The sequence below is a fragment of the Paraburkholderia phenazinium genome (genome assembly GCF_900100735.1).
GTDB lineage: Bacteria > Pseudomonadota > Gammaproteobacteria > Burkholderiales > Burkholderiaceae > Paraburkholderia > Paraburkholderia phenazinia.
On sequence record NZ_FNCJ01000040.1, the window covers coordinates 1 to 18,180 of the forward strand.

Here is an 18,180-nt window from a genome sequence, read left to right on the forward strand (position 1 = left end):
TTTGCGGTCAGCACCGTCGTGATCGCTGCCGTCAGCGTGGTCTTGCCGTGGTCAACGTGACCGATCGTGCCGACGTTCACGTGCGGCTTGGTCCGTTCGAATTTACCTTTAGCCATGTTTCTCTTCTTTCAAAAAGTTAATCGTTGAATGACTTGCCGCGCGCTTACTTCGACTTCGCGTTGATGATTGCTTCCGACACGTTGCGCGGTGCTTCCGAGTAATGCTTGAACTCCATCGTGTACGTTGCACGACCTTGGCTCAGCGAGCGCAGCGACGTCGAGTAGCCGAACATTTCCGACAGCGGCACTTCGGCGCGAACGATCTTGCCGCCACCGATCATGTCTTCCATGCCCTGGACGATACCGCGACGGCCCGACAGGTCGCCCATCACGTTGCCCATGTAGTCTTCCGGCGTTTCGACTTCCACAGCCATCATCGGTTCGAGGATGACCGGGCTTGCCTTGCGCATTGCTTCCTTGAACGCCATCGAACCGGCCATGCGGAACGCGTTTTCGTTCGAGTCAACATCGTGGTACGAACCGAACGTCAGGTGAACCTTCACGTCAACGACCGGGAAGCCTGCCAGCACGCCTGCCTTCAGCGTTTCCTGGATACCCTTGTCGACTGCCGGGATGTATTCACGCGGAATCACACCGCCCTTGATCTCGTCCAGGAACTCGTAGCCCTTGCCTTGCTCGTTCGGCTCCAGCGTGATCACAGCGTGACCATACTGACCACGGCCGCCCGACTGCTTGACGAACTTGCCGTCAACGTCTTCAGCCTTGCCACGGATCGTTTCGCGGTAAGCAACTTGCGGCTTGCCGACCGTTGCTTCGACGCCGAATTCACGCTTCATCCGGTCAACCAGAATTTCGAGGTGGAGCTCGCCCATACCCGAAATGATGGTTTGACCCGATTCTTCGTCCGTTTGCACGCGGAACGACGGATCTTCCTGAGCCAGACGGTTCAGTGCCAGGCCCATTTTTTCCTGGTCGGGCTTCGTCTTCGGCTCAACAGCCTGCGAAATCACCGGCTCCGGGAAAATCATGCGTTCGAGCACGATCGGGCTTTGCGGATCGCACAGCGTGTCGCCGGTCGTCGCGTCCTTCAGGCCGACTGCAGCAGCGATGTCGCCTGCGCGGACTTCCTTGATTTCTTCACGCTGGTTTGCGTGCATCTGCAGAATACGACCCAGACGTTCCTTCTTGTCCTTCGTCGCGTTCAGCACCGTGTCGCCCGAATTCACAACACCCGAGTACACGCGGAAGAAGATCAGCTGGCCGACGAACGGGTCGGTCATGATCTTGAATGCCAGTGCCGAGAACTTTTCGTCGTCAGCAGCGCGGCGCTCACCCTGCTCACCGTTTTCCAGCTCGCCGGTAACCGGCGGGATGTCGATCGGCGACGGCAGGAAGTCGAGCACGGCGTCCAGCATCCGTTGCACGCCCTTGTTCTTGAACGCGGTACCGCAGAGCATCGGCTGGATTTCGCAAGCGATCGTACGGTCGCGCAGACCCTTGACGATCTCTTCTTCCGTCAGCTCGCCCTCTTCGAGGTACTTGTTCATCAGGTCTTCGTTCGACTCAGCCGCGGCTTCGACCATCTTTTCGCGCCATTCGTTGCACGAGTCGACCAGTTCTGCCGGGATGTCTTCGTACGAGAACTTGGTGCCTTGGGACGCGTCGTCCCAAATGATCGCCCTCATCTTCAGCAGATCGACCACGCCCGTGAACGTTTCTTCAGCGCCGATAGGCACCACGACCGGAACCGGGTTTGCCTTCAGACGCAGCTTGAGCTGGTCGTAGACCTTGAAGAAGTTCGCGCCGGTACGGTCCATCTTGTTGATGAACGCGAGACGGGGAACCTTGTACTTGTTAGCCTGACGCCACACGGTTTCCGACTGCGGCTGCACGCCGCCCACTGCGCAGTAAACCATGCATGCACCGTCGAGCACGCGCATCGAGCGCTCAACTTCAATCGTGAAGTCGACGTGACCCGGGGTGTCGATGATGTTGATGCGGTGCTCAGCGCGGTCGCCAGCCATGCCTTTCCAGAAGGCCGTGGTAGCAGCGGACGTGATGGTAATACCGCGTTCCTGTTCCTGCTCCATCCAGTCCATGGTGGCAGCGCCGTCGTGAACTTCACCAATCTTATGGTTCACGCCGGTGTAGAACAGAATGCGCTCGGTCGTCGTCGTTTTGCCGGCGTCGATGTGAGCGCTAATACCGATGTTGCGGTAGCGCTCGATAGGTGTCTTGCGAGCCACTTTGATCCTCTATGGGGATGACGCGATGCGAGAAATACCCATCGCGCTGTAACACAAACGGGCGAGGCGCTTTAGAAGCGCACCCGCCCGGAATTTCTTTCCGATTTCTTCAGCTAACCCGGACTCGGGAAGCTTAGAAACGGAAGTGCGAGAACGCCTTGTTGGCTTCTGCCATCCGGTGAACTTCGTCGCGCTTCTTCATCGCGCCGCCACGGCCTTCGGCCGCTTCGGAGAGTTCACCTGCCAGGCGCAGGGCCATCGACTTCTCGCTGCGCTTCTTCGCAGCTTCGCGCAACCAACGCATCGCCAATGCCATACGACGCGACGGACGCACTTCGACCGGAACTTGATAGTTTGCACCACCAACGCGACGGCTCTTCACTTCGACCACCGGCTTCACGTTGTTGAGCGCTACCGTGAACACTTCCAGCGGGTCCTTGCCACCCTTGGTCTGGATCTGTTCAAAAGCGCCGTACACGATACGCTCGGCAACAGACTTCTTGCCGGAGAGCATCAGCACGTTCATGAACTTGGCTACATCTACGTTACCGAACTTCGGATCCGGCAACACTTCCCGCTTGGGGACTTCGCGACGACGCGGCATGTTTCTTCCTTTAACTTTTCAGTTGGAGCTAGATTTAGCCCCGCGGCCACCAACTAACCCGATTCATCTCTAACGACTTACCAGCCTGGTCGGGTGACCACTTACTCGACAGCACCGGCGATTCCGGCACCACCGCTAATACCGCCTTTGCAGGCGACCTGAAACTGCTGACCGGCTACTTACTTGCCAGCCTTGGCACGCTTCGCACCGTACTTCGAGCGAGCTTGCTTACGATCCTTGACGCCCTGGGTATCCAGCGAGCCGCGAACCATGTGGTAACGCACACCCGGCAAGTCCTTCACACGACCGCCGCGAATCAGCACGACCGAGTGTTCCTGCAGGTTGTGGCCTTCACCACCGATGTACGAAATGACTTCGAAGCCGTTCGTCAGGCGCACCTTGGCGACCTTACGAAGTGCCGAGTTCGGCTTCTTCGGCGTCGTGGTGTACACACGGGTGCACACGCCGCGACGCTGGGGGCAGTCCTGCAAAGCCGGGCTCTTGCTCTTCACTGTTTCCGAAGCGCGGCCTTTGCGAACCAGTTGATTGATGGTTGGCATTGTTTATTCCTGAAATTGAACAAAATCGACGCAAATCTTTCTGGGCAAAGCAGAAATGATTGCGAATCGAACTTCCGGACCAAGGCGTCGGCGCGTGAGTCGACCCCACGCAACGGCATTCCAAGAACCGGAACCTAGCATAATATTCCGAAAATACTAAGAGAGTCAACAGGTTGCGAGGTTTCGCACCCCTGATTGAGTCGCAGACAGCTAGTCGGCGCTCACTACTTCCAATAATTCCCAGCCGAAGCGGTCCAGTTTGCGTGCACCCATGCCCGGAATCCCACGCAAGTCTTCGATCGAACCGGGGCCGTTACGGGCAATTTCCGCCAGGGTCGCGTCGTGGAAGATGACGTAGGCCGGCACGCCGTCGGTCTTCGCGGTTTCGGTGCGCCAGGCGCGCAGCCGGTCCCAGCGGGCCCGCTCGCGCGGCCCCATGCCGATCGTCGGGTCAGCGCGCTCACTGGTGCGGCCGGACGACTGGCGGGTGCGGGTAGGCTTGACGTAGCGACGCATCGTGACGTTCTGCTCGCCTTTGAGAACCGCTTTGCTCGCCTCGGTGAGCACCAGCGAGCCGAAGCCCTCGTGGTCCACCGTCAGGTAGCCGAACGCGACGAGCTGACGAAAGATCGCTCGCCATTCCGGTTCGCCTAACGCCGCCCCGATTCCGAAGGTGGTAAGCTTTTCATGGCCGCGCTGCAGGATCTTCTCGCTGCGATTGCCGCGCAGGATGTCGATCAGGTGGCCGGCGCCGAAGTGAAAGCCGCTCGCCCGCTGTGCACGGAACACGCAGGACAGCGCCATTTGGGCCTCGCGCGTCGCGTCCCACGTGTCGGGCGGTTCGAGACAGGTATCACAGTTGCCGCAGGGCTGACTGGATTCGCCGAAGTAGTTGAGCAGCCGCACGCGCCGGCATGTCGCCGCTTCACACAGCCCGAGTAGCGCGTCAAGCTTGCCGGTCTGCACGCGCTTGTGGGCGTCGTCGGCATCCGACTCGTCGATCATCTTGCGCTGCTGAACGACGTCGCCGAGGCCGTAGGCCATCCAGGCGTTCGCGGGCATGCCATCACGGCCTGCACGGCCGGTTTCCTGATAGTAGCCTTCGACGCTCTTGGGTAAATCCAGGTGAGCGACAAAACGCACGTCAGGCTTATCGATGCCCATGCCGAACGCGATCGTCGCGCACATGACGATGCCTTCCTCGCGCTGGAACATCTCCTGGTGTTTCTGGCGGATCTCGAACTCCATGCCCGCGTGATAAGGCAGCGCGCGCATGCCCTTCTCTTTCAGCCACTCCGCGGTCTCTTCCACCTTGCGGCGCGACAGGCAATAGACCACGCCCGCGTCGGTCGTACCGTCCGGCTTCGAATGTTCGGCGCGGATGAAGTCGAGCAACTGGGTACGCGCGTTATCCTTCTCAACGATCCGATAGCGGATATTCGGACGGTCGAAGCTGGAGACGAAGACCCGCGCATCGTCCAGCGCCAGCCGGTGGATGATCTCGTCGCGCGTGATAGCGTCGGCGGTCGCCGTGAGCGCAATGCGCGGCACATTCGGAAAGCGCTCGTGCAGCACCGAGAGCTGAATGTACTCAGGGCGGAAATCGTGCCCCCATTGCGACACGCAATGCGCTTCGTCGATCGCAAAGAGGCCGATGCGGGTGCGCTCGAGCAACTCCTGGAAGCGCGAGGTCATCAACCGTTCCGGCGCGACATACAACAGATCGATCTCGCCCTCGCGCAACGCACGCTCAGTTGCGGCGGCCTCGGGGCCAGACAAGGTCGAATTCAGATACGCCGCCCGCACGCCGACTTCCTTGAGCGCGGCGACCTGATCCTGCATCAGCGCGATCAGCGGCGACACCACGATGCCGGCGCCCAACCCTGCCTCCCGCCGCACCAGCGACGGGATCTGGTAACACAGCGATTTGCCGCCGCCCGTGGGCATCAACACAAGGCAATCGCCGCCGCCGGCGACGTGCTCGACAATTTCGCCCTGTTGCCCTCTGAACGCGGGATAGCCGAAGACTTCGTTGAGGATTTCGAGCGGACGGGACATGAATTTGAGAGAAAACAGCGTAACGCCGGTGACACGAATTTTACCAACGCATTCGTGCTGCGCCCGCGCTTTCCGGCAACGTTAGCCAATCGGCCTACGAAACCCAGCAAAAGCGCGTCAAGAACAAACGGCGCATAAAAAAAGCCGCTCAGTCGAAACTGAGCGGCTTCGCTGGCTACAGCCCCAAGCGGCTTGCGCCGCCGGGACTTACTCGCCTGAGTGCTGCTGTTCGGCGGCCGGGGTTTCCGGCGTACCGAATTCGAACGACTCTTCCGCTGCGATCTGGTCGAAACGCTCGCGGTCGGACAGTTCCTTGCTCTTGCGTGCCTTGTGGAACGCGAGACCCGTACCGGCCGGAATCAGACGGCCGACGATCACGTTTTCCTTCAGACCGCGCAGATCGTCGCGCTTGCCCATGATCGCCGCTTCGGTCAGCACGCGGGTCGTTTCCTGGAACGATGCCGCAGAGATGAACGAATCGGTCGACAGCGACGCCTTCGTGATACCGAGCAAGACGTTTTCGTACGTTGCCGGACGCTTGTCTTCCGCGATCATACGGTCGTTCTCGTCGAGCATATCCGACCGCTCAACCTGTTCGCCCGGGATGAAACGCGTATCGCCGTTATCCGTAATCTGCACGCGGCGCAGCATCTGACGAACAATCACTTCAATGTGCTTGTCGTTGATCTTCACGCCTTGCAGACGGTACACGTCCTGCACTTCGTCCACGATGTAACGCGACAGCGCTTCGACGCCCTGCAGACGCAGGATGTCGTGCGGATCCGCCGGACCGTCCACGATCATTTCGCCCTTGTTGACGACCTGACCATCGTGAACCAGAACCTGCTTTTCCTTCGCGATCAGGAACTCGTGCTGGTTGCCCTCGAGGTCCGTGATAACGAGACGCTGCTTGCCCTTCGTGTCCTTACCGAACGACGTCGTACCCGTGACTTCCGCCAGGATACCTGCGTCCTTCGGCGAACGTGCTTCGAACAGTTCCGCCACACGCGGCAGACCGCCGGTAATGTCACGCGTCTTCTGCGATTCGGTCGGGATACGTGCGAGCACTTCACCCACCTGCACTTGCTGACCGTCCTTCACGGTGATCAGAGCGCCGACCTGGAAGCCGATCTGCACCGAGTGCTCGGTGTTCGGGATCTTGACTTCTTCGCCGTTCGCATCGAGCAGCTTGACCTGCGGACGCACCGTCTTCGACGCTTGCGAACCGCGGCGCTTCACGTCGATCACGACCAGCGTCGAGAGACCCGTCACATCGTCGATCTGCTTGGCAACCGTCACGCCTTCTTCGACGTTTTCGAACTTCACCGTACCACCGTACTCGGTGATGATCGGACGCGTCATCGGATCCCACGTCGCCAGTTGCGTGCCGGCCTTGATCTGCGCGCCGTCCAGTTGCAACAGCGTCGCGCCGTACGGCACCTTGTGACGTTCACGCTCACGGCCGTGGTCGTCGGTGATCATCGCTTCGCCCGAACGCGAGATGACGATCTGCTCGCCCTTCGCATTCGTCACGTAACGCATCGTCGACGTGAAACGAACCGTACCGTTCGACTTGGCTTCAACCGACGAGGCCACTGCCGCACGCGATGCCGCACCACCGATGTGGAACGTACGCATCGTCAGCTGCGTGCCCGGTTCACCGATCGACTGAGCAGCGATCACGCCCACTGCTTCGCCAACGTTGACCGACGAGCCGCGGCCCAGGTCGCGGCCGTAGCAGGCTGCGCACAGACCGTAACGCGTTTCGCAAGTCAGCGGCGTACGCACGCGCACTTCGTCGATGCCGAGGCGTTCGATTTCTTCGACCGCGTCTTCGTCGAGCAACGTGCCCGCTTCGTACAGCGTTTCCTGCGATTCCGGATTGACGACGTCAGCCACCGCCACGCGACCCAGAATACGGTCACGCAGGGCTTCAACGACTTCACCGCCTTCGACCAACGCCTTCATGGCGACGCCGTTCGACGTACCGCAATCGTCCTCGACCACCACCAGATCCTGCGTCACGTCAACCAGACGACGCGTCAGGTAACCCGAGTTTGCCGTCTTCAGTGCCGTATCAGCCAGACCCTTACGTGCACCGTGGGTCGAGATGAAGTACTGCAACACGTTCAGGCCTTCACGGAAGTTCGCCGTAATCGGCGTCTCGATGATCGAGCCGTCCGGCTTCGCCATCAGGCCACGCATACCGGCCAGCTGACGAATCTGAACTGCGGAACCCCGTGCACCCGAGTCGGCCATCATGTAGATGGAGTTGAACGACTCTTGACGCGTTTCGTTGCCGTCGCGATCCGTGACCGGCTCCGTCGAGAGCTGCTCCATCATCGCCTTGCCGACCGCTTCCGACGTTGCCGACCAGATGTCGACCACGTTGTTGTAGCGCTCTTGCGACGTGACGAGACCCGACATGTACTGACGGTCGTATTCCTTCACCTTCTTCGCGGCGTCGCCGACGATGGTTTCCTTTTGCGGCGGCACGAGCATGTCGTCCACGCAAATCGAAATACCAGCGCGCGTTGCCAGACGGAAACCCGACTGCATCAACTGGTCGGCGAAAATCACCGTTTCACGCAGACCGCACTTGCGGAATGCGGTGTTGATCAGACGCGAGATTTCCTTCTTCTTCAGCGGCTTGTTCAGCACCGAGAACGGCAGGCCCGGCGGCAGAATTTCCGACAGGATCGAACGGCCGACGGTCGTCGCATACAGCGTGATCTTCGGCACGAACTTCGGCGCACCTTCCGACTTGTCTTCGTTGTGGACCATTTCGGTGATCCGCACGTTGACGCGCGAGGCGAGTTCGACTTCCTTGTTCTCGTAAGCACGCAGCGCTTCCGAGACGCCGGTGAACGTCAGGCCTTCGCCCTTGGCGTTCACAGCTTCACGGGTCGCGTAATACAGGCCGAGCACGATATCCTGCGACGGCACGATCGACGGATCGCCGTTGGCCGGGAACAGGACGTTGTTCGACGCCAGCATCAGCGTACGCGCTTCCATCTGCGCTTCGAGCGACAGCGGCACGTGCACAGCCATCTGGTCACCGTCGAAGTCGGCGTTGAACGCCGCGCAAACGAGCGGGTGCAGCTGGATTGCCTTACCTTCGATCAGCACCGGCTCGAAAGCCTGAATGCCAAGACGGTGCAGCGTCGGCGCACGGTTCAGCATGACCGGATGCTCGCGGATCACCTCTTCGAGGATGTCCCACACCACCGGCGTCTGGTTCTCGACTTCCTTCTTCGCAGCCTTGATGGTGGTAGCGACACCCATCACTTCGAGCTTGTTGAAGATGAACGGCTTGAACAGTTCGAGCGCCATCAGCTTCGGCAGACCGCACTGATGCAGCTTGAGCGTCGGGCCGACCACGATCACCGAACGGCCCGAGTAGTCAACGCGCTTACCGAGCAAGTTCTGACGGAAACGACCGCCCTTACCCTTGATCATGTCAGCGAGCGACTTCAGCGGACGCTTGTTCGCGCCGGTCATGGCCTTACCGCGACGGCCGTTATCGAGCAGCGAATCGACGGCTTCCTGCAGCATCCGCTTTTCGTTGCGGACGATGATTTCAGGCGCCTTCAGTTCGAGCAGACGCTTCAACCGGTTGTTACGGTTGATCACGCGGCGATACAGGTCGTTCAGGTCCGACGTCGCGAAGCGGCCGCCATCCAGCGGCACCAGCGGACGCAGTTCCGGCGGCAGCACCGGCAGCACTTCGAGCACCATCCAGTCAGGCTTGATGCCCGAACGCTGGAAAGCCTCGAGCACCTTCAGGCGCTTCGCGTACTTCTTGATCTTCGCTTCCGAACCCGTGTTCTTGAGTTCGGTGCGCAGCATCTCGACCTGCTCGTCGATGTTGATCGCGCGCAGCAGTTCGCGCACGCCTTCCGCGCCCATTTCGGCACGGAATTCGTCACCGTACTCTTCGACCTTGTTGTAGTAATCCTCTTCGGTCATGATCTGCCGCGCTTTCAGCGGCGTCATGCCCGGATCGATCACCACGTATGCTTCAAAGTACAGCACGCGTTCGATGTCGCGCAGCGTCATGTCGAGCACCATGCCCAGACGCGACGGCAGCGACTTCAGGAACCAGATGTGAGCGACCGGCGAGGCCAGCTCAATGTGACCCATCCGTTCGCGACGCACCTTCGCCAGCGTGACTTCAACGCCGCACTTCTCGCAGATCACGCCACGGTGCTTCAGGCGCTTGTACTTGCCGCACAGGCATTCGTAGTCCTTGATCGGCCCGAAAATCTTCGCGCAGAACAGACCATCGCGTTCCGGCTTGAACGTCCGGTAGTTGATGGTTTCCGGCTTCTTCACTTCACCGAACGACCACGAACGGATCTTGTCCGGCGAGGCCAGACCGATCTTGATTGCGTCAAAAACTTCTTCTTGTTGGACTTGCTTGAATAGATCGAGCAGAGCTTTCATTGCTTTCTCTCCGTAGTCCGATTAGTTGCGGTCGAGGTCGATGTCGATACCCAGCGAGCGGATTTCCTTCACCAGCACGTTGAAGGATTCCGGCATGCCGGCGTCGATCACGTGATCGCCCTTGACCAGGTTCTCATAGACCTTGGTCCGGCCAGTCACGTCGTCCGACTTCACCGTCAGCATTTCCTGCAGCACGTACGATGCGCCGTACGCTTCGAGCGCCCACACTTCCATTTCACCGAAACGCTGGCCACCGAACTGCGCCTTACCGCCCAACGGCTGCTGCGTCACGAGCGAGTACGGGCCCGTGGAACGCGCGTGCATCTTGTCGTCGACCAAGTGGTGCAGTTTCAGGTAGTGCATGTAGCCGACCGTGACCGTACGCTCGAACATCTCGCCCGTGCGGCCGTCGTACAGGCGAACCTGGTTCTTCGACGGCGTCATGCCGAGGTTCTTCGCGATGTCGTCCGGGAAAGCGAGATCCAGCGCGCGCGACATTTCTTCTTCCGTCGCACCGTCGAACACCGGCGTGGCAAACGGAACGCCTTCGCGCAGGTTCTTCGCCAGTTCGACGATTTCGTCGTCCGTGAAGCTGTCCAGCTCTTCAGCGCGGCCCGACTCGTTGTAGATCTTGGTCAGGAATGCGCGCAGTTCTTCGATCTTCGCCTGACGCTGCAGCATTTCGCCGATACGCCAGCCCAGACCCTTCGCGGCCCAACCCAGATGCACTTCGAGAACCTGACCCACGTTCATCCGCGACGGCACGCCGAGCGGATTCAGCACGACGTCAGCCGGACGGCCATCGGCCATGTACGGCATGTCTTCGATCGGAACGATCTTCGACACCACACCCTTGTTACCGTGACGGCCGGCCATCTTGTCACCAGGCTGCAGGCGACGCTTGACTGCCAGATACACCTTGACCATCTTCAGCACGCCCGGCGGCAGTTCGTCGCCTTGGGTGAGCTTCTTACGCTTTTCTTCGAACGCGAGGTCGAACTGGTGACGCTTCTGTTCGATCGAGTCCTTGATGGCTTCGAGCTGCGCCGCTGCTTCTTCGTCCGCGAGGCGGATGTCGAACCAGTGGTAGTGATCCAGATCTTGCAGGTAAGCCTGGTCGATCTTCGTACCCTTGGCGAGCTTCTTCGGGCCACCGTTGGCAACCTTGCCGTCCAGCATACGTGCGAGACGCTGGAACGCGTCGCCTTCCACGATACGCAGTTGGTCGTTCAGGTCGAGGCGATAGCGCTTCAGTTCATCATCGATGATCTGCTGAGCACGCTTGTCGCGCTGGATGCCTTCACGCGTGAACACCTGCACGTCGATGACCGTGCCGCTCATGCCGGACGGCACGCGCAGCGACGTATCCTTCACGTCCGAGGCCTTTTCACCGAAGATCGCGCGCAGCAGCTTTTCTTCCGGCGTCAGCTGGGTTTCACCCTTCGGCGTCACCTTACCGACCAGCACGTCGCCTGCTTCGACTTCTGCGCCGATGTAGACGATGCCCGACTCATCGAGACGGCCGAGTTGCACTTCAGCCAGGTTCGAGATGTCGCGCGTGATTTCTTCCGGTCCGAGCTTCGTGTCGCGAGCCACGACGTTCAGTTCTTCGATGTGGATCGAGGTGTAGCGGTCGTCAGCAACCACCTTCTCCGAGATCAAGATCGAGTCTTCGAAGTTGTAGCCGTTCCACGGCATGAACGCGACCAGCATGTTCTGGCCGAGAGCCAGTTCGCCGAGGTCGGTCGATGCACCGTCAGCCAGCACGTCGCCACGCGACACGATGTCGCCGACCTTCACGATCGGGCGCTGGTTGATATTCGTGTTCTGGTTCGAACGCGTGTACTTGATCAGGTTGTAGATGTCCACGCCGACGTCGCCAGCAGCGGCTTCATCGTCGTTCACGCGGATCACCATACGGCCTGCGTCGACGTAATCCACCACGCCACCGCGGAATGCCTGAACCGTCGTACCGGAGTCGACTGCCACTGTGCGTTCGATACCCGTACCGACCACGGCCTTTTCAGGACGCAGACACGGCACAGCCTGACGCTGCATGTTCGAACCCATCAATGCGCGGTTCGCGTCATCGTGCTCGAGGAACGGAATCAGCGAAGCGGCGACCGAGACGATCTGCGACGGCGCCACGTCCATGTACTGGATGCGGTCCGGCGTAACCATCAGCGTTTCGCCTGCTTCACGCGACGACACCAGTTCGTCGGTCAGCGAGCCGTCAGCAGCCACCGCCGCGTTCGCCTGAGCGATCACGTAACGGCCTTCTTCGATTGCCGACAGATAGTCGATCTGATCCGTCACCTTGCTGTCCACGACCTTGCGATACGGCGTTTCGAGGAAGCCGTATTCGTTCAGGTGCGCGTACAGTGCGAGCGAGTTGATCAGGCCGATGTTCGGACCTTCCGGCGTTTCAATCGGGCACACACGGCCGTAGTGGGTCGGGTGCACGTCGCGGACTTCAAAGCCAGCGCGCTCACGCGTCAGACCGCCCGGGCCAAGTGCCGAAACACGGCGCTTGTGGGTGATTTCCGACAGCGGGTTGGTCTGGTCCATAAACTGCGACAGCTGCGACGAACCGAAGAACTCGCGAATCGCCGACGAAATCGGCTTCGAGTTGATCAGGTCGTGCGGCATCAGGTTTTCGCTTTCAGCCTGACCCAGACGTTCCTTCACGGCACGTTCCACACGCACGAGACCGGCGCGGAACTGGTTCTCTGCCAGTTCGCCGACACAACGCACACGACGATTGCCCAAGTGGTCGATGTCGTCCACTTCGCCCTTGCCGTTACGCAGTTCGACCAGGATCTTGATCGTGGCGAGGATGTCGTCGTCTTGCAGCGTCATCGGGCCGACGATTTCGTCGCGGCCGACACGGCGGTTGAACTTCATACGACCCACCTTGGACAGGTCGTATGCGTCTTCGCTGTAGAACAGACGGTTGAACAGCGCCTCGACCGCTTCTTCGGTCGGCGGTTCGCCCGGGCGCATCATGCGGTAGATCGCGATGCGAGCGGCCATCTTGTCGGCGGTTTCGTCGATACGCAGCGTCGACGAGATGTACGGACCTTGGTCCAGATCGTTCGTGTAGAGCGTCTGGATGTCCTTGATCTTCGCTTCGCGCAGCTTTTCGAGGACGGTTTCTGTGATTTCGTCGTTCGCGTTAGCGATGACTTCACCGGTGTCGCCGTCGACGACGTTCTTCGCCAGCACGCGGCCGAGCAGATAGTCTTCGGGGACCGAAATGAACTTCGTCTTCGCGTTTTCGAGGTCGCGAATGTGCTTGGCGTTGATCCGTTTGTCCTTCTGGACGATCACGTTACCGTCACGGTCCGTGATGTCGAAGCGCGCGACTTCACCACGCAGACGCTCCGGCACGAATTCCATCTGCGCGCCTTCCGGCATCAGCGTGAAATTGTCGAACACGAAGAAGTTTGCGAGGATCTGTTCCGGCGTGAGGCCAATGGCCTTCAGCAGGATCGTGACCGGCATCTTGCGGCGGCGGTCGACGCGGAAGTACAGCACGTCCTTCGGGTCGAATTCGAAGTCGAGCCACGAACCACGGTAAGGAATGATACGTGCCGAGAACAGCAGCTTGCCCGAGCTATGCGTCTTGCCCTTGTCGTGTTCGAAGAACACGCCAGGCGAGCGGTGCAGCTGCGAAACGATCACACGTTCCGTGCCGTTGATGACGAACGAACCGGTCGGCGTCATGAGCGGAATTTCGCCCATGTACACTTCCTGTTCCTTCACTTCCTTGACGACCGGCTTGCTCGGCGATTCCTTGTCGAGCAGCACCAGGCGCACCTTCGCGCGCAGTGCCGAGCAGTACGTCAAACCGCGCTGCTGACATTCCTTGATGTTGAATGCGGGCGGCGACAGCATGTAGCTGACGAACTCTAGACGAGCGAAGCCGTTGTGAGAAACAATGGGGAAAACGGACGTAAACGCCGCTTGCAGGCCTTCCGGCTTGCGTTGCGTCGAAGACGTGTCGGCTTGCAGAAAAGTGCTGAATGATTCAAGCTGGGTAGCCAGCAGGAAAGGTACTTGGTGAACGATGGGGCGCTTCGCGAAACTCTTGCGAATACGCTTCTTCTCGGTGAAGGAATATTGCATACGATCTCCGAATCACGGCGGGCATTGTTGTCGAGGCAGGATACCTTGATGAGACAACCCGAGTGTTCACCGACTGAGACCCGATGGCCGTCCGATGGCTTGAACGAGCCTAGAAGCTTGGTGGTTGGCCGCTACCAACCGCTGGCTGACGGCAGCGGATGCCTATGTTGCCCGCTACCCGACCAAACTTGCCTTCTGCAGTCGCTTCAGAAGACAAAGAGAAACGCCGGTCAATGTTGCCGATAGGCGGTTTTCTTTGGCCTCTAGGGCTACGTTCTTGCCGAAACAAGCCTGCAAAAACGTAGTGCCCACAAAGCACAAAAAGGCCGGCGGTGGAAAACCGCCAGCCTTCGCACAGCGCGCTGAAACTTACTTGATTTCAGCCTTCGCGCCGGCTTCTTCCAGCTTCTTCTTGGCTTCTTCAGCAGCAGCCTTCGGTACCGCTTCCTTAACAGGCTTCGGTGCACCGTCGACCAGGTCCTTCGCTTCCTTCAGGCCGAGACCCGTCAGTTCGCGAACAGCCTTAATCACGGAAACCTTGTTCGCGCCAACTTCAACCAGGTTGACCGTAAATTCGGTTTGCTCTTCAGCTGCAGCAGCTGCGCCGCCGCCTGCCGGGCCTGCCACTGCAACAGCAGCTGCCGACACGCCAAACTTTTCTTCGAACGCCTTAACCAGCTCGTTCAGTTCCAGAACCGACATCGAGCTTACTGCCTCGAGGATGTCTTCTTTTGCGATTGCCATTTGAAATACTCCTAAATTGAATTCGGATACAGCCAGCGATCAATCACGCTCGGCTGAAGTGCGTTACGCAGCGGTTTCTTCGCCTTGTTTCTTTTCTGCCAGCGCGGCCAAGGCGCGCGCAAAGCTCGAAACAGGTGCTTGCATAACGTACAACAGCTTGGAGAGCAGTTCTTCGCGGCTCGGGATGTTTGCCAGCGCTTGCACGCCAGCCTTGTCCATCACCTTGCCTTCGTAGGAACCGGCCTTGATGATCAACTTGTCATTGGTTTTGCCGAAGTCGTTGACGACCTTAGCAGCTGCAATTGCATCTTCCGAGATGCCGTAGATCAGAGGACCAGTCATCTGCTCTGCCAGCGGAGCAAACGGGGTACCTTCGACAGCGCGACGCGCCAGCGTGTTCTTCAACACGCGAAGGTAAACCTGTTGCTCACGCGCTTTCGCGCGCAGCTTGGTCAGATCGCCAACCGCGATTCCACGATACTCAGCCAGAACCACGGTCTGGGCTTTCGCGACTTGCGCGGCAACCTCAGCGACGACGGCCTGCTTGCTTTCTTTGTTAAGTGGCACGGTTAACCTCCAGATTCGATACACGCAGCGTGCGCCTTGTGTACCGCGTTCAATAACGGCGTCCGACCAGTCAGGAGTATTTCGACCGCCCGTTGCCCACATTGCTGCGGACAACCAACGGTTTCATCACTACAAAACCTTTTCGGGTTCGCCATCTGCGTTGGCTTTACATTAAGGGGCGGCCTACCTGCTGCTTTCCCGCCAACGGTCTTTGACAACCGGTCACGCGATGCAAACTGCCACCTCGCGACCGCCCAAAGCCCATAAAACCGCCCCGACTCACGTCGAGGCGATAAATTCTCTTACTGTGCAGCGATCGTTGCTTGATCGACGCGGACACCCACGCCCATCGTGCTCGACAGCGCGACCTTACGCAGGTACACACCCTTGCTCGTTGCCGGCTTCGCCTTTTGCAGCGCTTCGACCAGAGCGTTCAGGTTGCTGCGCAGAGCCGTCGGCTCGAACGAAGCGCGACCGATGGTGGCGTGGATGATACCGGCTTTGTCGACACGGAATTGCACCTGACCAGCCTTGGCGTTCTTCACAGCCGTAGCGACGTCCGGCGTAACCGTACCGACCTTCGGGTTCGGCATCAGGCCGCGCGGGCCGAGGATCTGACCGAGCGTACCGACAACGCGCATCGTGTCCGGCGAAGCGATCACGATGTCGAAGTTCAGGTTGCCTGCCTTGACTTGTTCAGCCAGGTCTTCCATACCGACGATTTCGGCGCCGGCTGCACGAGCTTGCTCAGCCTTTTCGCCTTGGGCGAACACAGCCACGCGGACCGACTTACCGGTACCTGCCGGCAGAACGACCGAGCCACGAACCACTTGGTCCGACTTCTTCGCGTCGATGCCGAGTTGCACAGCAACGTCGATCGACTCGTCGAACTTCGCGCTTGCGCACTCTTTCACGAGCGACAGCGCTTCGTCGATCGCGTACAGCTTCTGGCGATCAACCTTGTTTGCAAATGCTTGCAGACGCTTCGAAAGCTTAGCCATTTACACGCCCTCCACGGTGATGCCCATCGAGCGGGCGCTACCAGCGATCGTACGGACCGCTGCATCCAGGTCAGCTGCCGTCAGATCGGGCATCTTGGCCTTAGCGATGTCTTCAGCTTGAGCGCGAGTGATCTTGCCGACCTTGTCGGTGTGCGGCTTTGCCGAACCCTTGTCGATCTTTGCTGCCTTCTTGATCAGAACCGTAGCCGGCGGCGTCTTCAGAACAAACGTGAAGCTCTTGTCGGCGAACGCGGTGATCACAACCGGAATCGGCAGACCCGGTTCCATTGCTTGAGTCTGCGCGTTGAACGCCTTGCAGAACTCCATGATGTTCAGGCCGCGCTGGCCCAGTGCCGGACCGACCGGCGGCGACGGGTTGGCTTTACCTGCAGGAATCTGCAGCTTGATAAAGCCGATGATTTTCTTTGCCATGTTGAAAACCTCGTTGGAACGCTGCACTGCTGCGTGCGGACGTTCAGTGAGTAGTAGCGCGTGTTCGCCGAAAAACTGACTACTGACGCTCCTCAACGGTCATTACGCGGACCGTAAGCGCGAAATACGGAGCGCGCCGTTAGGCGCGCTCCGCGGAATCCTGATTACAACTTTTCGACCTGACCGAATTCCAGCTCGACCGGCGTTGCGCGGCCGAAGATGGTGACGGATACCCGGACGCGCGACTTTTCGTAGTTCACTTCCTCGACGCTGCCGTTGAAATCCGTGAACGGACCGTCCTTGACGCGGACCATTTCGCCGACTTCGAACAGGGTCTTGGGGCGCGGCTTCTCAACGCCTTCCTGCATCTGCGACATGATCTTCTCGACTTCCCGCGGGGAAATCGGGCTCGGACGATTGCGTGCACCGCCCACGAAACCGGTCACCTTTGCCGTGTTCTTCACGAGGTGCCACGTTTCGTCGGTCATTTCCATCTCGACGAGCACATAGCCCGGGAAGAAACGACGCTCGGTCACTGACTTGTGACCGCCTTTGACCTCTACCACTTCTTCAGTCGGCACCAGGATCTGGCCAAACTGGTCTTGCATGCCTGCACGTTCGATGCGCTCCTGAAGCGCACGTTGCACGCTCTTCTCCATGCCGGAGTAGGCGTGCACCACGTACCAACGTTTTCCACTCGGGGATGCCGGAGTATCGCTCATATCATTTCCAACCCAGAATCGCCGAGAAAATCGCCCATTCGATGGATTTGTCGCAAATCCACAGAAACACCGCCATGATGAACACAAATGCGAACACCACGAGAGTCGTTTGCGTCGCCTCTTTACGAGTCGGCCAGACAACCTTGCGGACTTCTTTGTACGAGTCCTTGGCGAATGCGATGAAACCCTTACCGGGCGCGGAGAGAAGTCCGACTGCAACACCCGCGATGACGCCAACAGCCAAGGCGGCTCCGCGGACGTACCATTCCTGGCTACCAAGCCAGAAGAACCCCACGAACCCGGCCAAGACCAACAATACGCCCGCGGCGAGCATCAGCTTGTCGCCGGAAGTATTTACAGTTTCGACGGAAGGATTCGCCATAACACCTTAACGAGCGCCACATACGGCGCGAGAGTTGGCAGGGGCAGAGGGAATCGAACCCCCAACCTTCGGTTTTGGAGACCGACGCTCTGCCAGTTGAGCTATACCCCTAAACCATTTTGGGGTTGACGACACCGCCAACCCCTAAACTTCTAATCAACGAGTACTGGCTGGCTTACTCGAGAATCTTGGCGACAACACCTGCGCCGACGGTACGGCCACCTTCGCGGATTGCGAAGCGCAGACCTTCTTCCATCGCGATCGGGTTGA

Annotated in this window: 14 protein-coding genes and 1 tRNA gene; all 15 read right to left on the reverse strand. The window is 59.4% G+C overall.

Annotated features, from left to right (window positions below; translation table 11 throughout):
* Positions 1-116, reverse strand: a 116-nt coding sequence (locus BLQ92_RS38655) for a GTP-binding protein (protein ID WP_035515644.1), incomplete at its 3' end; no start/stop codon positions are given.
* A 47-nt stretch (positions 117-163) separates the two neighbouring features.
* Positions 164-2,266 carry an elongation factor G gene (gene fusA / locus BLQ92_RS38660; protein ID WP_090695999.1) on the reverse strand — a complete coding sequence of 701 codons (2,103 nt, stop codon included), beginning with the start codon at positions 2,264-2,266 and terminating at the stop codon, positions 164-166.
* 133 nt (positions 2,267-2,399) lie between these two features.
* Positions 2,400-2,870 (reverse strand): 30S ribosomal protein S7, encoded by a 471-nt coding sequence (gene rpsG / locus BLQ92_RS38665; protein ID WP_006053291.1) that lies wholly within the window; start codon positions 2,868-2,870, stop codon positions 2,400-2,402.
* Between the two features lie 179 nt (positions 2,871-3,049).
* A complete protein-coding gene (rpsL, locus tag BLQ92_RS38670) occupies positions 3,050-3,430 on the reverse strand; it encodes a 30S ribosomal protein S12 (RefSeq protein ID WP_035935550.1) in 381 nt (126 codons plus the stop codon).
* 210 nt (positions 3,431-3,640) lie between these two features.
* On the reverse strand, positions 3,641-5,488 hold the full coding sequence (gene recQ / locus BLQ92_RS38675; protein ID WP_090696000.1) for a DNA helicase RecQ: 1,848 nt from the start codon (positions 5,486-5,488) through the stop codon (positions 3,641-3,643).
* A gap of 207 nt (positions 5,489-5,695) precedes the next feature.
* A complete protein-coding gene (gene rpoC / locus BLQ92_RS38680) occupies positions 5,696-9,934 on the reverse strand; it encodes a DNA-directed RNA polymerase subunit beta' (protein ID WP_090696001.1) in 4,239 nt (1,412 codons plus the stop codon).
* 21 nt (positions 9,935-9,955) lie between these two features.
* The gene (rpoB, locus tag BLQ92_RS38685) at positions 9,956-14,062 is read right to left on the reverse strand and encodes a DNA-directed RNA polymerase subunit beta (RefSeq protein WP_090696002.1); all 4,107 of its coding nucleotides are present in this window, start codon (positions 14,060-14,062) and stop codon (positions 9,956-9,958) included.
* A 369-nt stretch (positions 14,063-14,431) separates the two neighbouring features.
* Positions 14,432-14,806, reverse strand: a complete 375-nt coding sequence (gene rplL, locus BLQ92_RS38690) for a 50S ribosomal protein L7/L12 (protein ID WP_090696003.1) — start codon at positions 14,804-14,806, stop codon at positions 14,432-14,434.
* 63 nt (positions 14,807-14,869) lie between these two features.
* A complete protein-coding gene (gene rplJ, locus BLQ92_RS38695; RefSeq protein ID WP_090696004.1) occupies positions 14,870-15,373 on the reverse strand; it encodes a 50S ribosomal protein L10 in 504 nt (167 codons plus the stop codon).
* Between the two features lie 302 nt (positions 15,374-15,675).
* The gene (gene rplA, locus BLQ92_RS38700) at positions 15,676-16,374 is read right to left on the reverse strand and encodes a 50S ribosomal protein L1 (RefSeq protein ID WP_090696005.1); all 699 of its coding nucleotides are present in this window, start codon (positions 16,372-16,374) and stop codon (positions 15,676-15,678) included.
* Complete coding sequence (gene rplK / locus BLQ92_RS38705) at positions 16,375-16,806, reverse strand: 50S ribosomal protein L11 (protein WP_074262715.1); 432 nt, start codon at positions 16,804-16,806, stop codon at positions 16,375-16,377. It lies immediately after the preceding gene.
* 164 nt (positions 16,807-16,970) lie between these two features.
* A complete protein-coding gene (gene nusG / locus BLQ92_RS38710) occupies positions 16,971-17,528 on the reverse strand; it encodes a transcription termination/antitermination protein NusG (protein ID WP_007180147.1) in 558 nt (185 codons plus the stop codon).
* A gap of 1 nt (position 17,529) precedes the next feature.
* A complete protein-coding gene (gene secE, locus BLQ92_RS38715) occupies positions 17,530-17,910 on the reverse strand; it encodes a preprotein translocase subunit SecE (protein ID WP_074301410.1) in 381 nt (126 codons plus the stop codon).
* 35 nt (positions 17,911-17,945) lie between these two features.
* Positions 17,946-18,021 (reverse strand) — tRNA-Trp (locus BLQ92_RS38720).
* A gap of 64 nt (positions 18,022-18,085) precedes the next feature.
* On the reverse strand, positions 18,086-18,180 hold a 95-nt coding region (locus BLQ92_RS38725), incomplete at its 5' end, for an EF-Tu C-terminal domain-related protein (RefSeq protein ID WP_024163108.1).

Excerpts from the sequence above, each read along its gene's own strand:
- rpsG (WP_006053291.1), bottom strand. The coding sequence starts at position 2,870 with ATGCCGCGTCGTCGCGAAGTCCCCAAGCGGGAAGTGTTGCCGGATCCG.
- rpsL (WP_035935550.1), bottom strand. The coding sequence starts at position 3,430 with ATGCCAACCATCAATCAACTGGTTCGCAAAGGCCGCGCTTCGGAAACA.
- recQ (WP_090696000.1), bottom strand. The coding sequence starts at position 5,488 with ATGTCCCGTCCGCTCGAAATCCTCAACGAAGTCTTCGGCTATCCCGCG.
- rpoC (WP_090696001.1), bottom strand. The coding sequence starts at position 9,934 with ATGAAAGCTCTGCTCGATCTATTCAAGCAAGTCCAACAAGAAGAAGTT.
- rpoB (WP_090696002.1), bottom strand. The coding sequence starts at position 14,062 with ATGCAATATTCCTTCACCGAGAAGAAGCGTATTCGCAAGAGTTTCGCG.
- rplL (WP_090696003.1), bottom strand. The coding sequence starts at position 14,806 with ATGGCAATCGCAAAAGAAGACATCCTCGAGGCAGTAAGCTCGATGTCG.
- rplA (WP_090696005.1), bottom strand. The coding sequence starts at position 16,374 with ATGGCTAAGCTTTCGAAGCGTCTGCAAGCATTTGCAAACAAGGTTGAT.
- rplK (WP_074262715.1), bottom strand. The coding sequence starts at position 16,806 with ATGGCAAAGAAAATCATCGGCTTTATCAAGCTGCAGATTCCTGCAGGT.
- nusG (WP_007180147.1), bottom strand. The coding sequence starts at position 17,528 with ATGAGCGATACTCCGGCATCCCCGAGTGGAAAACGTTGGTACGTGGTG.
- secE (WP_074301410.1), bottom strand. The coding sequence starts at position 17,910 with ATGGCGAATCCTTCCGTCGAAACTGTAAATACTTCCGGCGACAAGCTG.